Below are 14,163 nucleotides of genomic sequence, written 5' to 3' on the forward strand. Positions count from 1 at the left end.
CCGACGATCGGCAGTACGAAACTGTCGGTAGCGCTGTGTAGCGTCTGCCGGGTGAATAGAGCACGCCTGCCGACGCTGCTCCGGGACCTCGCCTTCTGGCTGGTCGCCGGCGGTCTTGTCGTGCTCGAGTCGGTGGTCCGAGGCGAGCCCTGGTTCATGACCACCCTGGCGGCGCTGGCCTTGGCAGCGGCGGTGGGGTTGCGCCGGCGCTACCCGCTGCTCGCGCTGACCGTGCCGTCCGCGTTGATGCTCACCTGGCTGATGGTCACCCTGGGTACGACGTCGGGCGTCCCGATCGCCTACGTGCCGGCCATCTCGGCGCTGGCGTTCCTGGCGGGCGTCCGTTCGCCGCGCGGATGGGTCTTCGCGGTGATGGTGCTCGCGGCAAGTCTGTTCTTCCTGGTCGGCAGTCTGCTCTTCCGGAACGATCAGACCGGCACCGAGGACGTGCTCAACTGGTTCATCCTTTGCCTGCTCATGCTGCTGTTCGTCGTCCTGCCGTGGTTCGTCGGGCGGTATCGGGCCCAGAGCGCGCTGCTGGTGTCGGCCGGCTGGGAGCGGGCCGAGCGAATAGAGCGCGAGCAACGGCTGCGCCTGGACGAGGCGCGTCTGCGCGAGCGATCCCGGATCGCCGAGGACATGCACGATTCGGTCGGTCACGAGCTGAGCCTGATCGCGCTGCGGGCCGGCGCCCTCGAGGTGGATGGCGAGTTGCCCGAGCGCTACCGCACGGCCGCCGCGGAGCTGAGACAGGCGGCGGGCACCGCGACCGAGCGCCTCGGCGAGATCATCGGCGTGCTGCGTGAGCCGGATGAGGCCGCTCCGACCACTCCCGCGGATGAGTCGATCGCCGAGCTGGTCGAGCGCGCTGCCGCCTCGGGTCTGCCGGTGCGGTTGATCGAGGAGGGCCGGGTCGAGCCGTCGCCGATGCTGGACCGGGCCGCCCATCGCGTCGTCCAGGAGGGCCTGACCAACGCGGCCAAACACGCGCCGGGCGCCGCCGTGACCGTCACGGCGGCAGCTGACGGCGGCGATTTCGTGCTGCGCATCGTGAACGGTCCGCCGACAAGACCAGTGGGGGATGGCGCCGTATCGGGCGGGCATGGGCTGGTGGGTCTGGCTGAGCGTGTGCGGCTGGTGGGCGGCACGTTGCGGACCGGCCGTACGGCGGATGGCGGGTTCGAGGTGGTCGCCCGGATGCCGCTGACCGGTGGGCCGATCGAGCCTGCGCCGGAAGTTGAGACCCGGTCGGAGTCGGCGACCGAGCTTGAGTCCGTACGGCGAAGAGCCCGGCGTGGGCTGGTCACCGCGATCGTCGCGCCGTTGGCCTTGGGCGCGGTGGTCGGCGTGGTGGCGTTGGGGTACTACCTCGTGATCGGGTACAGCTCGATATTGCGACCGGTCACGTATGAGCAGCTCCGGCTGGGGCAGACCCGCGAGGAGCTCGACAGGTCGTTGCCGAAGATGGAGATGCTTGATCCACCCAGCGAGCGATCAGGCCGACCTGCCGGCGCCGATTGTGAGTACTACCGTCCGGGTGGTCCCTTCACCACGACCTACGCTTTCCGGCTGTGCTTTGTGTCCGGTCGGCTCGCCAGCAAGGACGCGCTACAAACCGGCACCGTCCAGCCGGACTACGACCCGACCCAGACACCGACTCCGACAGTGACTGTGACGACGACACCGACTGCAAGCGAGGGGACACCGTGACCGGCCAAAGAATTCGGGTGCTGCTGGCCGACGACGAGGCGATGGTGCGAGCCGGCGTGAAGGCGATCCTGGCCTCCGACGACACCATCGACGTCATCGCCGAGGCGGCGGATGGTGCCGAGGCGGTCGACGCGGTGCAGCGTCATCGGCCGGACGTGGCCGTGCTGGATATCCGCATGCCGAGGATGGACGGCCTGGCCGCCGCGGCCGAGATTCGCCGGACGACGCCGGAGACGGCCGTGGTGATCCTGACGACCTTCTCGGAGGACGCCTATATCGCGAAGGCGCTCGGTGATGGCGCAAGCGGGTTCCTGCTGAAGTCCGGCGATCCGCGCGAGCTGATCGCCGGGATCAAGGCCGTCGCGGCTGGCGCGGCCTATTTGTCGCCGAAGGTCGCGCACCGGGTGATCACCGAGCTGGGCGCCGGGCCGGGCGGCCGGATGACGAGGACGGCGGAGGCGCAGAAGCAGATCGAGCCGTTGACGCCTCGCGAGCAGGAGGTGCTCGCCCTGGTCGCGGCGGGTCTGTCCAACGCGGAGATCGCCGGCCGGTTGTTCCTGGTCGAGGGCACCGTGAAGGCGTACGTGAGCGCGGTGCTGACACGCCTCGGCGTGAAGAATCGCGTCCAGGCCGCGATCATCGCGTATGAGGCGGGTTTGGTCCCGAGTGCCTGATGGACGGCAATCACTGAAGGAACTTCGGACACAGGGCCAGTGGTCGGCTGATCGAGCCAGGCGCATGGGATAGTAGGGACTTCCGCTCGGGTACCAGTCCAGCTTCCCGGGGAGCGGTAAACGCGCCCCACGTACGAGAATCGGGGGATTGCGGTCGTGACCGACACCCACAACACCGGACGTGAGAAGGACAGAGAGGCCGCGGCGGCCGAAGTCCGGAGGATGTGGCAACCGCTGAGCGTGCAACCGCCTGCGGTTGATCCGCTGGCCTCGACCTTGACGACGCCGGAACACACCGCCGCCGAAACGGCCCAGGCCAACCACGCGGCCCACGCTGCCCAAGCCGGCCAGACCGCCCAGGCAGAGCCTGAGGTTGACGAAGAAGCGGCCGAGGCGCAATGGCACACCGCCACGCCCGGTCAAGCCGCGGCAGGTCAGGCCGCGCATGGTGGTGGCGGTCCGCAGCCGTGGGAGCTGCCTTCGTCCTACGAGAACCAGCAGCAGCAACAACCGCCGCCGTCGTACCGAGCGGACGAGCTGATCTCGGCACTGCCGTTGCCGCGTGAAGCTCCGGCCGAGAAGGGCGTGCGCAGCGTGCTGCGGATGCGTCCCGGCGCGTCCGAGCGGATGGAGCGGCTCGCGCGGGAGCAGGCGGCAACGCCGTTCCGCCGGCCCGTCACGATCACAGTGGCGAACCCGAAGGGCGGTTCGGGCAAGACGCCGACCACCCTGCTGCTCGCAGGCGCGCTCGGTCAGGCCCGTGGCGGCGGCGTCGTCGCCTGGGACAACAACGAGCTGCGCGGCAACATGCACCTGCGTACGCACGACACGAACAGCCGGTCCACCGTGACCGACCTGCTCCGCGCGATGCCGATGCTGACTCTGCCGGATGCACGCGTCGGCGATGTAGGGGCGTACCTTCGCCACCAGACCTCCGGCCAGTACGACGTGCTCACGTCCGCCACCACGACGTACGCGCAGATCGAGGCGGGCGACTTCGGCCAGATCCACAAGATCCTCAGCCGGTTCTACAAGGTGCTGGTGATCGACACCGGGAACAACGAGGGTTCGAGCAACTGGCGCGAGGCGATGAAGGCCTCCGACGCGATCGTCATCCCGATCAAGTGGAAGAGCCTGTCCTGCGCTGCCGCCGTGCAGATGCTGGAGGAGCTCGACCAGCAGGGTGCGGCGGCGCAGCAGTTGATCCGGCGGGCCGTGATCGCGGTCAGCAACGGCCCGGGTGACGTGAACAAGGATGTCGAGAAGCAGCTCCGGCCGTACTTCGAGGCTCGCGCTGCTGCGGTCGTCGATATCCCGACCGATCAGCACATCGCGGCCGAGGGTCCGTTGGACCACAACGCGCTGCAGCCGGCCACCCGGCGCGCAGCCCTGGAGCTGGCGGCCAAGGTGGCCGAGCAGATCAACAGCACCCTGCGGACCCAGCAGGGCAGCGGCCGCTAGCGCTCGGAGCCGACCAGCTCAGGAGTGTCAGACGACGATGGGGCGGCAGCAGCGGCGCGACGTTTGCGCAGCTGGTGCCGCACCACCTCGACGATGATGGTCACACCCATCGCCAGGCCGATGCCGAGTGCGACGCCCGCGAGCGGGTTCTCCTCGAACGCCTTACCGCCGATGAAGCCGATCAGCGCGCAGTAGATACCCCAGCTGGCAGCGGCGAGCGCGGCGTACAGGGTGAAGGAGCGCAACGGGTAGCGGACCGTGCCCATCGTGAGCGTCACGGCCGTGCGTCCGCCCGGGATATACCGCGCGACGACCAGCACGAGGCCGCCACGTTCAGCCAGCGCATTCCGCGACCACCTGAACATCGCGGCCTTTTTGGATCCAGGTGGGAAGCGGTTGATCACGCGGGCCCCGGCACCACGGCCGATGAAGTACGAGATGTGGTCGCCGAGGAACGCTCCGGCGGCCGCGACGACGATCACGCCGTACAGGTTGGGCTCGCCGAGCGCGGCGAAGACGCCGGCCGTGACGACGAGGGTCTCGCTCGGAATGGCCGGGAAGAACCCGTCCAGCGCGGCGAACCCGAAGAGCGTCAGGTAGATCCACCACGAGGACATCAGGTCGTGCGCGAGTGCCAGTATCGCGTCGTTCACTTTGGGCCACCCCTCCAGGCTTTCGATGTGCCCTAAGCCTGTCCGGCAGCGACCCTGGTCCACATCAGACCAACGCCCTGACGTACCCCCTACTTTCGTCAGGCCTCAATGTCCTGAGGCTGGTACCAGGGACCGAGGGAGAACTCGATACCATCGCGGGGTCGGCGTTCACAGCAGGTGAATCCGGGCAGAACCTGAGGAGTAGACGTGTCAGAAGTCAAGGTCCATCTGATCGGCGTTGAGGGCGAGGCCGAGCGGAGCGTGACCGAGACGACGACGATCGGGGAGCTGTTCGCCTCGATCTTCGGCGCGGACCGCTCCGCCATCGCCGCCAAGGTCAACGGCGAGCTGCGGGATCTGAACAAGGTGATCGAGGACGGCGACGAGATCGAGCCCGTCCGCAACGACAGCGAGGACGGCCGGGCGATCATCCGGCACTCCACCGCGCACGTGCTGGCCCAGGCGGTGCAGGAGCTGTTCCCGGACGCGAAGCTCGGCATCGGCCCGCCCGTCGAGAACGGGTTTTACTACGACTTCGACGTGGCCACGCCCTTCACCCCGGAGGACCTGACCAAGCTCGAGAAGAAGATGCAGCAGATCATCAAGGAGCGGCAGCGGTTCAGCCGCCGGGTGGTCAGCGACGACGACGCGCGGATCGAGCTGGCCAACGAGCCGTACAAGCTCGAGCTGATCGGCATCAAGGGCAACAGCGCGGAGGCGGCCGACGGTGCATCGGTGGAGGTCGGCGCCGGTGAGCTGACGATCTACGACAACCTCCGCAAGGACGACAGCGTCGCCTGGAAGGACCTCTGCCGCGGGCCGCACGTGCCCGCCACCGGATATCTCGGCTCCTTCAAGCTGATGCGCGTCGCCGCGGCGTACTGGCGGGGCAGCGAGAAGAACCCGCAGCTCCAGCGCATCTACGGCACGGCGTGGGAGTCGAAGGACGCCCTCAAGGCGCACCTGAACCATCTGGAGGAGGCCGCCAAGCGCGACCACCGCAAGCTCGGCACCGAGCTGGACCTGTTCAGCTTCCCCGACGAGATCGGTTCGGGGCTGGCCGTCTTCCACCCGAAGGGCGGTGTGCTGCGCAAGGAGATGGAGGACTATTCCCGCCGCCGGCACGTCGAGGACGGCTACGACTTCGTCTACTCGCCGCACATCACCAAGGGCCAGCTGTTCGAGACCTCCGGGCACCTCGATTGGTATGCCGACGGCATGTACCCGCCCATGCACCTCGACGAGGAGCGCGGCGCGGACGGCGAGATCCGCAAGCAGGGCCAGGACTACTACCTGAAGCCCATGAACTGCCCGATGCACAACCTGATCTTCCGCTCGCGCGGCCGGTCGTACCGTGAGCTGCCGTTGCGGCTGTTCGAGTTCGGTACGGTCTACCGGCTGGAGAAGTCGGGCGTCATCCACGGCATGACCCGGGCCCGCGGCTTCACCCAGGACGACGCGCACATCTACTGCACGCGCGACCAGATGCGCGACGAGCTGAAGAACCTGCTGACGTTCGTGCTGAACCTGCTGGCCGACTACGGCCTGGACGACTTCTACCTCGAGCTCTCCTCCAAGAACCCGGACAAATTCGTCGGTTCGGACGAGGTCTGGGAGGAGGCGACCAACACTCTGCGCGAGGTCGCCGAGGAGTCCGGCCTGGACCTGGTCCCGGATCCGGGTGGTGCCGCGTTCTACGGCCCGAAGATCTCCGTGCAGGCTCGCGACGCCATCGGCCGGACCTGGCAGATGTCGACGATCCAGCTGGACTTCAACCTGCCCGAGCGGTTCGAGCTGGAGTACACGGCCTCCGACGGCTCGCGCCAGCGCCCGGTGATGATCCACCGCGCCCTGTTCGGGTCGATCGAGCGGTTCGTGGCCGTGCTGACCGAGCACTACGCGGGCGTCTTCCCGCCGTGGCTCGCGCCGGTCCAGGTCATCGGCATCCCGATCACGGACGGGCACGTCGACTACCTGTTCGACATCGCGAAGCAGCTCAAGGCCAAGGGCATCCGGATCGACGTGGACGCCTCGGATGACCGGATGCAGAAGAAGATCCGCAACGCCCAGAAGTCCAAGGTGCCGTTCATGCTGATCGCGGGTGACGAGGACGTGGCCAACGGCAACGTCTCGTTCCGCTTCCGCGACGGCAGCCAGAAGAACGGCGTCCCGATCGCCGAGGCCATCGCGGAGATCGTCGAGGCCGTCGAGAAGCGCGTTCAGGTATGACCGGCACCCCGGATTCGCCGTACCAGCCCGGTGAGGTCGCCGAGCAGGGCGGCACCGGGGCGCAGGACGCGTTCATGCGGTTGTGGACGCCGCACCGGATGGCCTACATCACCGGCGAGAACAAGCCGGTGGGTACGTCGGCCGGTGACGGCTGTCCGTTCTGCCGGATCCCGGGCCTTCCCGATGAGGAGGGCCTGGTGGTCCGGCGGGCCGAGACGGCGTACGCCGTGCTGAACCTCTACCCGTACAACCCCGGCCATCTGATGGTCGTGCCGTATCGCCATGTCGCGGATTACACCGAGCTGACCGAGGCCGAAGTGGCCGATTTGGCGATGCTGACGCAGCAGGCGATGCGGACGATCCGGGCGGTTTCGGGCGCGCACGGGTTCAACATCGGCATGAACCAGGGCGACGTCGCCGGCGCCGGGATCGCGGCTCACCTGCATCAGCACGCCGTGCCGAGGTGGGGTGGCGATACCAACTTCATGCCGGTCGTCGCGCAGACACGGGTCCTGCCGCAGCTGCTCAGCGACACGCGCGACCTGCTAGCGAAAGCGTGGATCACCGAATGAACAGCGGCAGGATCGGCCCGACCGTGTCGTACAGGCGGTCCCGCGACACCTGCCGCCACGGATCGGCCAGTGCCGAGACGCGAACGACCCGGCGCCCGCCGCGGAAGACCAGCTCGTTCTCCGAGCGCAGGTAGTAGCCGCCGTCGAGGATCGGCACTCGCTCCGGCGGCGGCTGGCGGCGTGCCTCGGGGATATCGTCCGGCCGGGTCGACTCGACGATCGCGACCGTGGCGTCGACCGAACCCCAGATGCACGTCACCGCGCCACTCTCGGTCCGGTAGTCCCGCCGTAGCTGGGCGCTCACCCCGAGCACCTGGTCCGCGCTCGATCCAGCCGGCGCGCAGGCCGCGTCGGTGATTCGCGCCGGCCTCGCCACGGCCGGTACGGCGTCCAGCACCGCGCGCCCGATCGCGAGCTGGCGCTGCGGGGACAACCCGCCCGCCGCGCTGATCCGCACCGCCCGCCCGAACGCCGTGAACGCCACGCCCAACCGGCCGGATCGCGCATCCGGGGTCAACGAGGTGAAGGGCTTTGGCGCACTGCCGAGGACCGTGCCCAACCGGTCGAGGGAGTTCGGTTGTGCGGTCAGGGCGCTGACGCCGATCCGGATCTCGTCCTTGCCGACGAGCAGCGCGCACAGGTCGAGACTCGGCAGCCCGCCGTCGTTCCAGGACTTGGGCCGGGCGGTGACCTTCGCGCCCAGCGTCGTCGTCAGGATCGGGCCCGCGATCGCCGTACACGCGTTCGGCCCGTCGAGGCCGGCGTTGCCGTTGAGACCCGGCGCGGGTGGTGGCGCGATCGGCGCCAGACCGGCCGGGGGAGCGGTGGTGACGACCGGATCCAGCGGGCGCCGGTCGGCGTTTCGGGCCGTCGTACAGGCCGGTGCACAGACCAGCACGACCGCAACACAGACCACGATGGACCCCCGCATGAGGCGCCTCCCGGGCTGGTTGGACTACGATCGCGTCGCCATGCTTAACAGATTCCGGCAGTTCTGGACCACCATCATCTCTCCGATCGCCAATCTTTTGCTGCGGCTCGGGGTCAGTGCCGACGCGGTGACGCTGGTCGGCACCTTCGGCGTATGCGCCGGTGCGCTGGTGTTCTTCCCGCGCGGCGAGCTGTGGATCGGGTGCCTGGTCATCACGGCGTTCGTCTTCAGCGACCTGATCGACGGCTATATGGCCCGCAAATCCGGCACATCGTCCAAGTGGGGGTCGTACCTCGACTCCACCCTGGACCGCCTCGGCGACGGCGCGATCTTCGGCGGCCTGGTGCTGTTCTACTCGCGCACGGGCGACGACATCATGTCCGGCATCGCGCTGTGGGCACTCGTCATGGGCGCCACCACGTCGTACGCGCGAGCCAAGGCCGAGAGCCTCGGCCTGCACGCCAGCGGTGGTCTGGCCGAGCGGGCCGACCGGCTCGTGGCCGTGCTGGTCATCGCCTTCTTCGCGGACGTGCTGGACCTGCCGATCCTGCTGAAGATCGTGCTGTCACTGCTGGCGATCGCGAGCACCATCACCGTCGTGCAGCGCACCCTGTCGGTGCACGCCCAGGTCAAGGCTGAGCGTGCAGCCTCCAGCGGCGCAGAAGCAGACGCTGAGCCTGACACGCCGACTGCCTGACTGAGATGGCTGCTGTCGATCTCGCCTTTGCCGCCGGCTGGGGCACGGTCCGCCGACTGCCCGAGCCGGTGGTCACCTGGCTGTTCAACCACGTCGCCGATCAGGTCGTACGTCGCCAGGGCAACGGGGTACGACGCCTCCGGTCCAACCTCGCGGCGGTCCGTCCCGACGCCGGTGATGCCGAGCTCGACGCGTTGACGCGGGCGGCCATGCGGTCGTACTTGCGCTATTGGCAAGAGGCCTTCCGCCTGCCCGACTGGAACGACGCGCGAATCGTCGGCCGGGTGAAGACCGTCAACGAGAAGCTGTTGCGGGATGCGCACGACGCCGGCCGTGGCGTGATCTGCGCGCTGCCGCATCTGGCCAACTACGACCACGCAGGCGCCTGGGCAGGTCGGACGGGCATGCCGGTCTCGACGATCGCGGAACGGCTGCGGCCGGAATCCGTCTACGAACGGTTCATCGCCTATCGCAGGAAGCTCGGCATGGAGGTGCTGCCGCTCACCGGCCCTGGTTCCGAGGACGCCGTCGCGGTGCTGGCCGAGCGGCTGCGCGCGGGTGGTTTCATCTGCCTGGTCGCCGATCGGGACTTGTCCGAAAAAGGTGTACCGGTCGACTTCTTCGGCCGCACGGCCCGGATGCCCGCCGGCCCTGCCGCGCTGAGCGTACGCACGGGCGCACCGCTGATCCCGGCCACCCTGCATTACGACGGCCCCGACCTGGTGATCACCTTCCACGACGTGGTGGAGAAGGGGCCGTTGGCAACGATGACCCAGCAGTGCGCGGACGCCTTCGCCAGCGGTATCGCCGCTCATCCGCAGGACTGGCACATGTTGCAACGCGTGTTCCTAGACTGAAGCATGAGGATCGGGCTGGTCTGTCCTTATTCGCTCGGCACTCCGGGTGGCGTTCAGAACCACGTCCGCGATCTGGCCGAGGCGCTGCTGGCCCGGGGGCATGACGTGTCGGTGCTCGCGCCACTCGAGGAAGGCGCCACCCCACCGCCGTACGTCGTCTCCGCTGGCCATCCCGTTGGCGTGCCGTACAACGGGTCGATCGCCCGGCTGACGTTCGGGCCTCGTACGGCGGCTCGCGTCCGTTCGTGGCTGGCCGATGGGGCGTTCGACGTCGTCCATGTGCACGAGCCGACTACGCCGAGTGCCTCGATCATCGCGTTGTGGTCGGGGGAGGGGCCGTTCGTCGCGACGTTCCACACGTGGCAGGTCCGATCGCGCGCGATGAGTGCCGCCGCGGGGTTGTTGCGGCCCGCCTTGGAGAAGATCGACGCGCGCATCGCGGTCTCGGAGAACGCGCGCTCGATGATGGTCCAGCACATCGGTGGCGAGGCCGTCGTGATCCCGAACGGCCTGTACGTCGACAGCTTCGCGAGCGGGCGGATCCGGCCGGAGTGGCAGGGCGAAGGCGGCACGATCAGCTTCCTCGGCCGCCTCGACGAACCCCGCAAAGGCCTCGGCGTCCTCCTCGCCGCCGTACCTCAACTCGTGTCCCGTCGACCTGGCCTCCGGGTGTTGGTCGCGGGCGCGGGTCATTCCGAAGACGCCCGCCGGTCGTTGCCTGCGGAGTACCGGGATGCCGTCAGTTTCCTCGGGCCGATCGACGACCAGGCCAAGGTCGACATGCTCACCGGGTCAGACCTGTACGTCGCGCCACACCTCGGTGGCGAGAGCTTCGGCATCGTCCTGCTGGAAGCGATGGCCTCGGGCGCCCCCGTCGTCGCGAGCGACCTCGCGGCCTTCCGCCAAGTCCTCGACAACGGCCGCCTCGGCGAACTCGTCGAACCGGGCAACGTCCCCGCCCTCTCCGACCGCATCCTCACACTCCTCGCCGACCCCTCCGGCCGCGACAAGCTCCGCCAGGCCGGCCTCACCGCCGTCCGCCGCTACGACTGGTCCGAACTAATCGACGAAATAACCGCCGTCTACGACCTGGTCACCCGAGGTCCGGCAGGCTGACCACGCCCGCACGGCCGGGATGAGGCTCGCCGCCACAGACCCATTGGTCGACCACAGAACCGTCCATCGATCCAGGCTGCGAGGGTAGGCTCCGAGCATGAGCGAGATCGTCTCTGCTGGGCGCCATGACGATGGACTAGAACCTCCATCGTGGGAGATTCCCGGCCTGATAGCGCTCGAACGAATTGTCTCCCGCTCAGACGACATCGCGATCTCGGTCGGACCGATTCAGCTATACACGACCGGCGCTCTGCTAACTCTGAACGTTCGGTTCCATTCGGGCGTGGACGCCGGGAGTGCACGCGTGCACACCGAGCTCTTGAAGTTGCTTAAGCAGGACCCGACACCATCGGCGGACCGGTTAAGTCTGCGTGTTGATTTCGATGACCAGGTTCGCACCAACCTGGATTCGACAGCTGGTTCCACGCCGTCGCCTCGCGGTCCGCGCCTCGACTTGCTCAGCGGGGGAAGTCAGGGCTCTGGTTGGACTCTCAGGTACTGGGTCTCGCCAGCGCCGATCGCTGCCATCACAGTTCAGGCGTCTTGGTCAGGGTTCGTCGTCCCAATTGGAGAAGTGACGATACCGACTGAGCTGCTACAAGCGGCGAGGGACTCGATTCAGCAGCTCCGCTGACGGTTCGTACAGGCATGGAGCGGCGGTCCGACAGGAAGTTGCCGTACCGCCGCTTTGTTCGGTCGACGCCGCCGTTTACGCCCTAGTCACCCGAGCTTCCTGAAGGCCTCGAGCAGGGTGGCGCGGGTCTCGGGCGGGAGGTCGCCGGGGGGTAGGTCGCCGAGGGTTTGGACGGTGGCGCGGATTTGGTGGAGGTAGGCGTCGCAGCCGTCGCAGAGGGCTAGGTGGTCGACGAAGCGGCGTTCGGCGGCGGGGTCGAGCGCGCCGTCGAGGAACGCGGTGACCATTTCGACGAACTCGGCGCAGTGCAGATCGGTCACGACCCGGCCCTCCTGAAGTATTCCTCCAGCTTGCCACGGACGAACGCCCGCGCGCGGTGCAGCAGCACTCGCTGGTTCGCGGCTGAGATCTCGAGCAGTTCGCAGACCTCGGTCGCCGTACATCCCTCCACATCGCGAAGCGTGATCACCGCACGCTGCCGCTCGGGCAGTTCCGCGAGGGCGGCGGCGAGTTCGGTATGGATCTCGGCGGCCATCGCGAACTTCTCGGGCTGCCAGGCCTCGGGGAACTCGCGCCAGTGGCCCGGATACGGCTCGCCCTGCTGCTGGAACCGGTCCGGCGCGACGGTGGGGCCGGCGTCGGTGAGGCTCGTCATCGGGGTGATGCGATGTTCGCGAACGCTCCGGCGCTTGGCAATGTTGGTGAGGATCCGGTAGACCCACGTCTTGACCGATGACCGCTGCTCGAACCGGTCGATGCCCTGGATCACCGCGAGCCAGGTCTCCTGCACCACCTCGGCCGCGGAGGCGTCGGTGGAGACGAAGGTGCGGGCCAGTCGCGTCATACCGCCCGACCATTCGTCCAGCAGCAGCGCGAAGGTCGCTTCGTCGCGAGCGCGCAACCTGGCGACCAACTCGGCGTCGGGCGGTACCACCATCGGCTCAGCGTAGCCAGGCATCGGGTTGTCATCTGCTCTCCAGGAGGACACGCTCGGGCTCGGCGCTTATCTTGCGAAGGCTGCCCCAAGCGAGGGCGAGGCCGGCGAGCACGATGACGCCGGTGAGCAACCAGCCGGCCGTGTGTACGCCGTCCGCCTTGCTGGTGCTGCCCATCGCCAGCGCGAACGGTACGAACGCCAGCCACGAAACCGCGCCAACCCCGGACGCCACTCCCGCGCGTACGGTCGAGTCGACGGCGTCGTGCATGACCCGGGTGAGGTGGATGCCCGCCACCACGACGAGCAGCGCGAGCGTCACGAAGGCGGCAGTCACTCCGAGGAACGGGACGGCCGTGGTCAGCACGAGGCCCGTACCGATCATGACCGCTACCACGCCCGCGATCGTCGTACGGCGGCCAAGGTCGATCCGTCCCGCGAGTAGTCCGCCGAGGCCCAGCGTGGCGACGAGCACGGCCCAGAACGGCCCGTACAAGACGGCAGGCGAGGCCAGGTCGATCAACCAGAGCGGGCCGAATTCGAACACCGACTGCAGGATCACCGTGGTCGCGATCGACGCCGCCACCAGGGGCAGCAGGCGGCCGCGATGCAGGATGGCCCGGTAGGTCAGCGCGAAGTGCCTGCGCAGGTCGGTGCGCTCGCTCCCGCGATGAAGCGTCGGCTCGCGGAATCGCGTCAGGGCAAGCACAGACGCTATGACGAACGGGATCGAGAGGAAGTAGGTGCTACGAGTCCCGGCCAACGAGGCGATCCAGCCGCCGGCCAACGCACTCGTCACCAGCGCGATGCTCTCGATGAGCCTGACCTGGCCGATCCGCCGCTCGAAGCTGGCGCTGTCCCCGGTCTCCTCCAGCACCGTGTCGTACACGACGGCGTCCAACGTGCCGGAGAACATCGCGAAGTAGACGCCAAGCGCCATCGCCGCCGCGATGTACGCCGGAACGCCGTCGCTGAGCCCACCGCCGACCGTGCTCACGGCCAGCGCGATACCGGCGATCATCAGCACGCCGCGCCGGCTCCAGCGATCGGCTAGCACCCCGGACGGGATCTCGACCACGGGCACCAACGCGGCATAGGCCGCCGCCATCAGGCCGACCGACGCCGCGTCGAACCCGATCTCGGTCATGAACAACTTCTCCACCGGCACCCACAGCGCGAAGCCCTGGAGAAATGTCGCCACCTGCAAGGGGAGTAGTCGCTTGCCTAGTGTGCTCATGCCACTGCAGTGTCATGAGCGGCGCAGGCGTTACACCTTCAGTTTGGCGGCGACCTCGGCAATGGCGTCCGCGTCGCCCGACGACGGGATCCACGGGAGCTTCAGCGGGTCGTCCTGGTAGCGCGGAACGACGTGCAGGTGCGTGTGGAAGACGCTCTGCCAGGCCACTGGCCCGATGCAGCTGAGCAGGTTCGCGCCGTCGGCGCCGAGGCGGTCGATCACGCGGGTGACCAGTTCCTGCGCCATCAACGTGGCCGCGGTCAGGTCCTCCGCCTTGGCCTCGCGAAGGTCGGTCGAATGCGCTCGCGGGATCACCAGCAGATGCCCGGGCGTCGCCGGATTGATGTCCATGAACGCCACCGCCAGGTCGTTCTCCTCGATCAGCTGCGAGGGGCTGGTTCCAGCCGCAATCCCACAGAAAAGACAGTTCTCAGCCATGGACCCACCCTATCGATTTG

General features: G+C 68.1%; 15 protein-coding genes. 9 read left to right on the forward strand and 6 right to left on the reverse strand.

The genetic code is table 11. The features are described from left to right. The first annotated feature begins 51 nt into the window (after nt 1-51). The 3 genes from OG394_RS05830 to OG394_RS05840 all read left to right on the forward strand — a co-directional run bounded on the left by OG394_RS05830 (nt 52) and on the right by OG394_RS05840 (nt 3,845). On the forward strand, nt 52-1,710 hold the full coding sequence (locus OG394_RS05830; RefSeq protein ID WP_328993868.1) for a sensor histidine kinase: 1,659 nt from the start codon (nt 52-54) through the stop codon (nt 1,708-1,710). Next, the gene (locus tag OG394_RS05835; RefSeq protein ID WP_328993869.1) at nt 1,707-2,384 is read left to right on the forward strand and encodes a response regulator transcription factor; all 678 of its coding nucleotides are present in this window, start codon (nt 1,707-1,709) and stop codon (nt 2,382-2,384) included. Before OG394_RS05830 ends, OG394_RS05835 begins: the two co-directional genes overlap by 4 nt. A 156-nt stretch (nt 2,385-2,540) precedes the next feature. Next, the gene (locus OG394_RS05840) at nt 2,541-3,845 is read left to right on the forward strand and encodes a MinD/ParA family ATP-binding protein (RefSeq protein ID WP_328993870.1); all 1,305 of its coding nucleotides are present in this window, start codon (nt 2,541-2,543) and stop codon (nt 3,843-3,845) included. Here OG394_RS05840 and OG394_RS05845 read toward each other — a convergent pair. Continuing rightward, complete coding sequence (locus tag OG394_RS05845) at nt 3,842-4,498, reverse strand: DedA family protein (RefSeq protein WP_328993871.1); 657 nt, start codon at nt 4,496-4,498, stop codon at nt 3,842-3,844. The two genes, OG394_RS05840 and OG394_RS05845, sit on opposite strands and share 4 nt — an antisense overlap. 207 nt (nt 4,499-4,705) lie before the next feature. Between OG394_RS05845 and thrS the strand changes: the two genes are divergently transcribed. Further along, on the forward strand, nt 4,706-6,727 hold the full coding sequence (gene thrS, locus OG394_RS05850; RefSeq protein WP_328993872.1) for a threonine--tRNA ligase: 2,022 nt from the start codon (nt 4,706-4,708) through the stop codon (nt 6,725-6,727). After that, nucleotides 6,724-7,299 (forward strand): HIT family protein, encoded by a 576-nt coding sequence (locus tag OG394_RS05855; RefSeq protein WP_328993874.1) that lies wholly within the window; start codon nt 6,724-6,726, stop codon nt 7,297-7,299. The genes thrS and OG394_RS05855 overlap by 4 nt, the downstream gene beginning before the upstream one ends. On the opposite strand, the gene OG394_RS05860 is transcribed toward OG394_RS05855, so the two are convergent. After that, nucleotides 7,289-8,230, reverse strand: a complete 942-nt coding sequence (locus tag OG394_RS05860) for a hypothetical protein (protein WP_328993875.1) — start codon at nt 8,228-8,230, stop codon at nt 7,289-7,291. The two genes, OG394_RS05855 and OG394_RS05860, sit on opposite strands and share 11 nt — an antisense overlap. Before the next feature lie 40 nt (nt 8,231-8,270). Between OG394_RS05860 and pgsA the strand changes: the two genes are divergently transcribed. The 4 genes from pgsA (at nt 8,271) to OG394_RS05880 (ending at nt 11,534) form a co-directional block, all read left to right on the forward strand. Further along, nucleotides 8,271-8,927, forward strand: coding sequence for a phosphatidylinositol phosphate synthase (pgsA, locus tag OG394_RS05865; RefSeq protein ID WP_328993876.1), 657 nt, complete (start codon nt 8,271-8,273; stop codon nt 8,925-8,927). Nucleotides 8,928-8,932: 5 nt separating this feature from the next. Next, nucleotides 8,933-9,784: a phosphatidylinositol mannoside acyltransferase gene (locus OG394_RS05870; protein ID WP_328993877.1), complete on the forward strand. Its 852-nt coding sequence runs from the start codon at nt 8,933-8,935 to the stop codon at nt 9,782-9,784. A gap of 3 nt (nt 9,785-9,787) precedes the next feature. Further along, on the forward strand, nt 9,788-10,900 hold the full coding sequence (locus OG394_RS05875) for a glycosyltransferase family 4 protein (protein WP_328993878.1): 1,113 nt from the start codon (nt 9,788-9,790) through the stop codon (nt 10,898-10,900). A gap of 97 nt (nt 10,901-10,997) precedes the next feature. Further along, nucleotides 10,998-11,534 (forward strand): hypothetical protein, encoded by a 537-nt coding sequence (locus tag OG394_RS05880; protein ID WP_328993879.1) that lies wholly within the window; start codon nt 10,998-11,000, stop codon nt 11,532-11,534. Nucleotides 11,535-11,620: 86 nt separating this feature from the next. Here the strand turns inward: OG394_RS05880 and OG394_RS05885 are convergent, their stop codons facing one another. From OG394_RS05885 to OG394_RS05900, 4 genes are read right to left on the reverse strand one after another with little or no spacing between them, the layout of a single operon-like run. Beyond that, nucleotides 11,621-11,854 carry an anti-sigma factor family protein gene (locus tag OG394_RS05885; RefSeq protein ID WP_328993880.1) on the reverse strand — a complete coding sequence of 78 codons (234 nt, stop codon included), beginning with the start codon at nt 11,852-11,854 and terminating at the stop codon, nt 11,621-11,623. Beyond that, complete coding sequence (locus tag OG394_RS05890; protein ID WP_328993881.1) at nt 11,851-12,471, reverse strand: RNA polymerase sigma factor; 621 nt, start codon at nt 12,469-12,471, stop codon at nt 11,851-11,853. The genes OG394_RS05885 and OG394_RS05890 overlap by 4 nt, the downstream gene beginning before the upstream one ends. Before the next feature lie 28 nt (nt 12,472-12,499). Beyond that, nucleotides 12,500-13,705: an MFS transporter gene (locus OG394_RS05895; RefSeq protein WP_328993882.1), complete on the reverse strand. Its 1,206-nt coding sequence runs from the start codon at nt 13,703-13,705 to the stop codon at nt 12,500-12,502. A gap of 30 nt (nt 13,706-13,735) precedes the next feature. After that, on the reverse strand, nt 13,736-14,143 hold the full coding sequence (locus OG394_RS05900) for an HIT family protein (protein ID WP_328993883.1): 408 nt from the start codon (nt 14,141-14,143) through the stop codon (nt 13,736-13,738). Nucleotides 14,144-14,163: the final 20 nt, after the last annotated feature.

The sequence above is a fragment of the Kribbella sp. NBC_01245 genome (assembly GCF_036226525.1).
In the GTDB taxonomy this organism is placed as follows: domain Bacteria; phylum Actinomycetota; class Actinomycetes; order Propionibacteriales; family Kribbellaceae; genus Kribbella.

Bases quoted from the DNA above. Each gene is read 5' to 3' on its own strand.
- OG394_RS05855 (WP_328993874.1), top strand. From the start codon at position 6,724: ATGACCGGCACCCCGGATTCGCCGTACCAGCCCGGTGAGGTCGCCGAG.
- OG394_RS05860 (WP_328993875.1), bottom strand. From the start codon at position 8,230: ATGCGGGGGTCCATCGTGGTCTGTGTTGCGGTCGTGCTGGTCTGTGCA.
- pgsA (WP_328993876.1), top strand. From the start codon at position 8,271: ATGCTTAACAGATTCCGGCAGTTCTGGACCACCATCATCTCTCCGATC.
- OG394_RS05870 (WP_328993877.1), top strand. From the start codon at position 8,933: ATGGCTGCTGTCGATCTCGCCTTTGCCGCCGGCTGGGGCACGGTCCGC.
- OG394_RS05875 (WP_328993878.1), top strand. From the start codon at position 9,788: ATGAGGATCGGGCTGGTCTGTCCTTATTCGCTCGGCACTCCGGGTGGC.
- OG394_RS05880 (WP_328993879.1), top strand. From the start codon at position 10,998: ATGAGCGAGATCGTCTCTGCTGGGCGCCATGACGATGGACTAGAACCT.
- OG394_RS05890 (WP_328993881.1), bottom strand. From the start codon at position 12,471: ATGGTGGTACCGCCCGACGCCGAGTTGGTCGCCAGGTTGCGCGCTCGC.
- OG394_RS05895 (WP_328993882.1), bottom strand. From the start codon at position 13,705: ATGAGCACACTAGGCAAGCGACTACTCCCCTTGCAGGTGGCGACATTT.
- OG394_RS05900 (WP_328993883.1), bottom strand. From the start codon at position 14,143: ATGGCTGAGAACTGTCTTTTCTGTGGGATTGCGGCTGGAACCAGCCCC.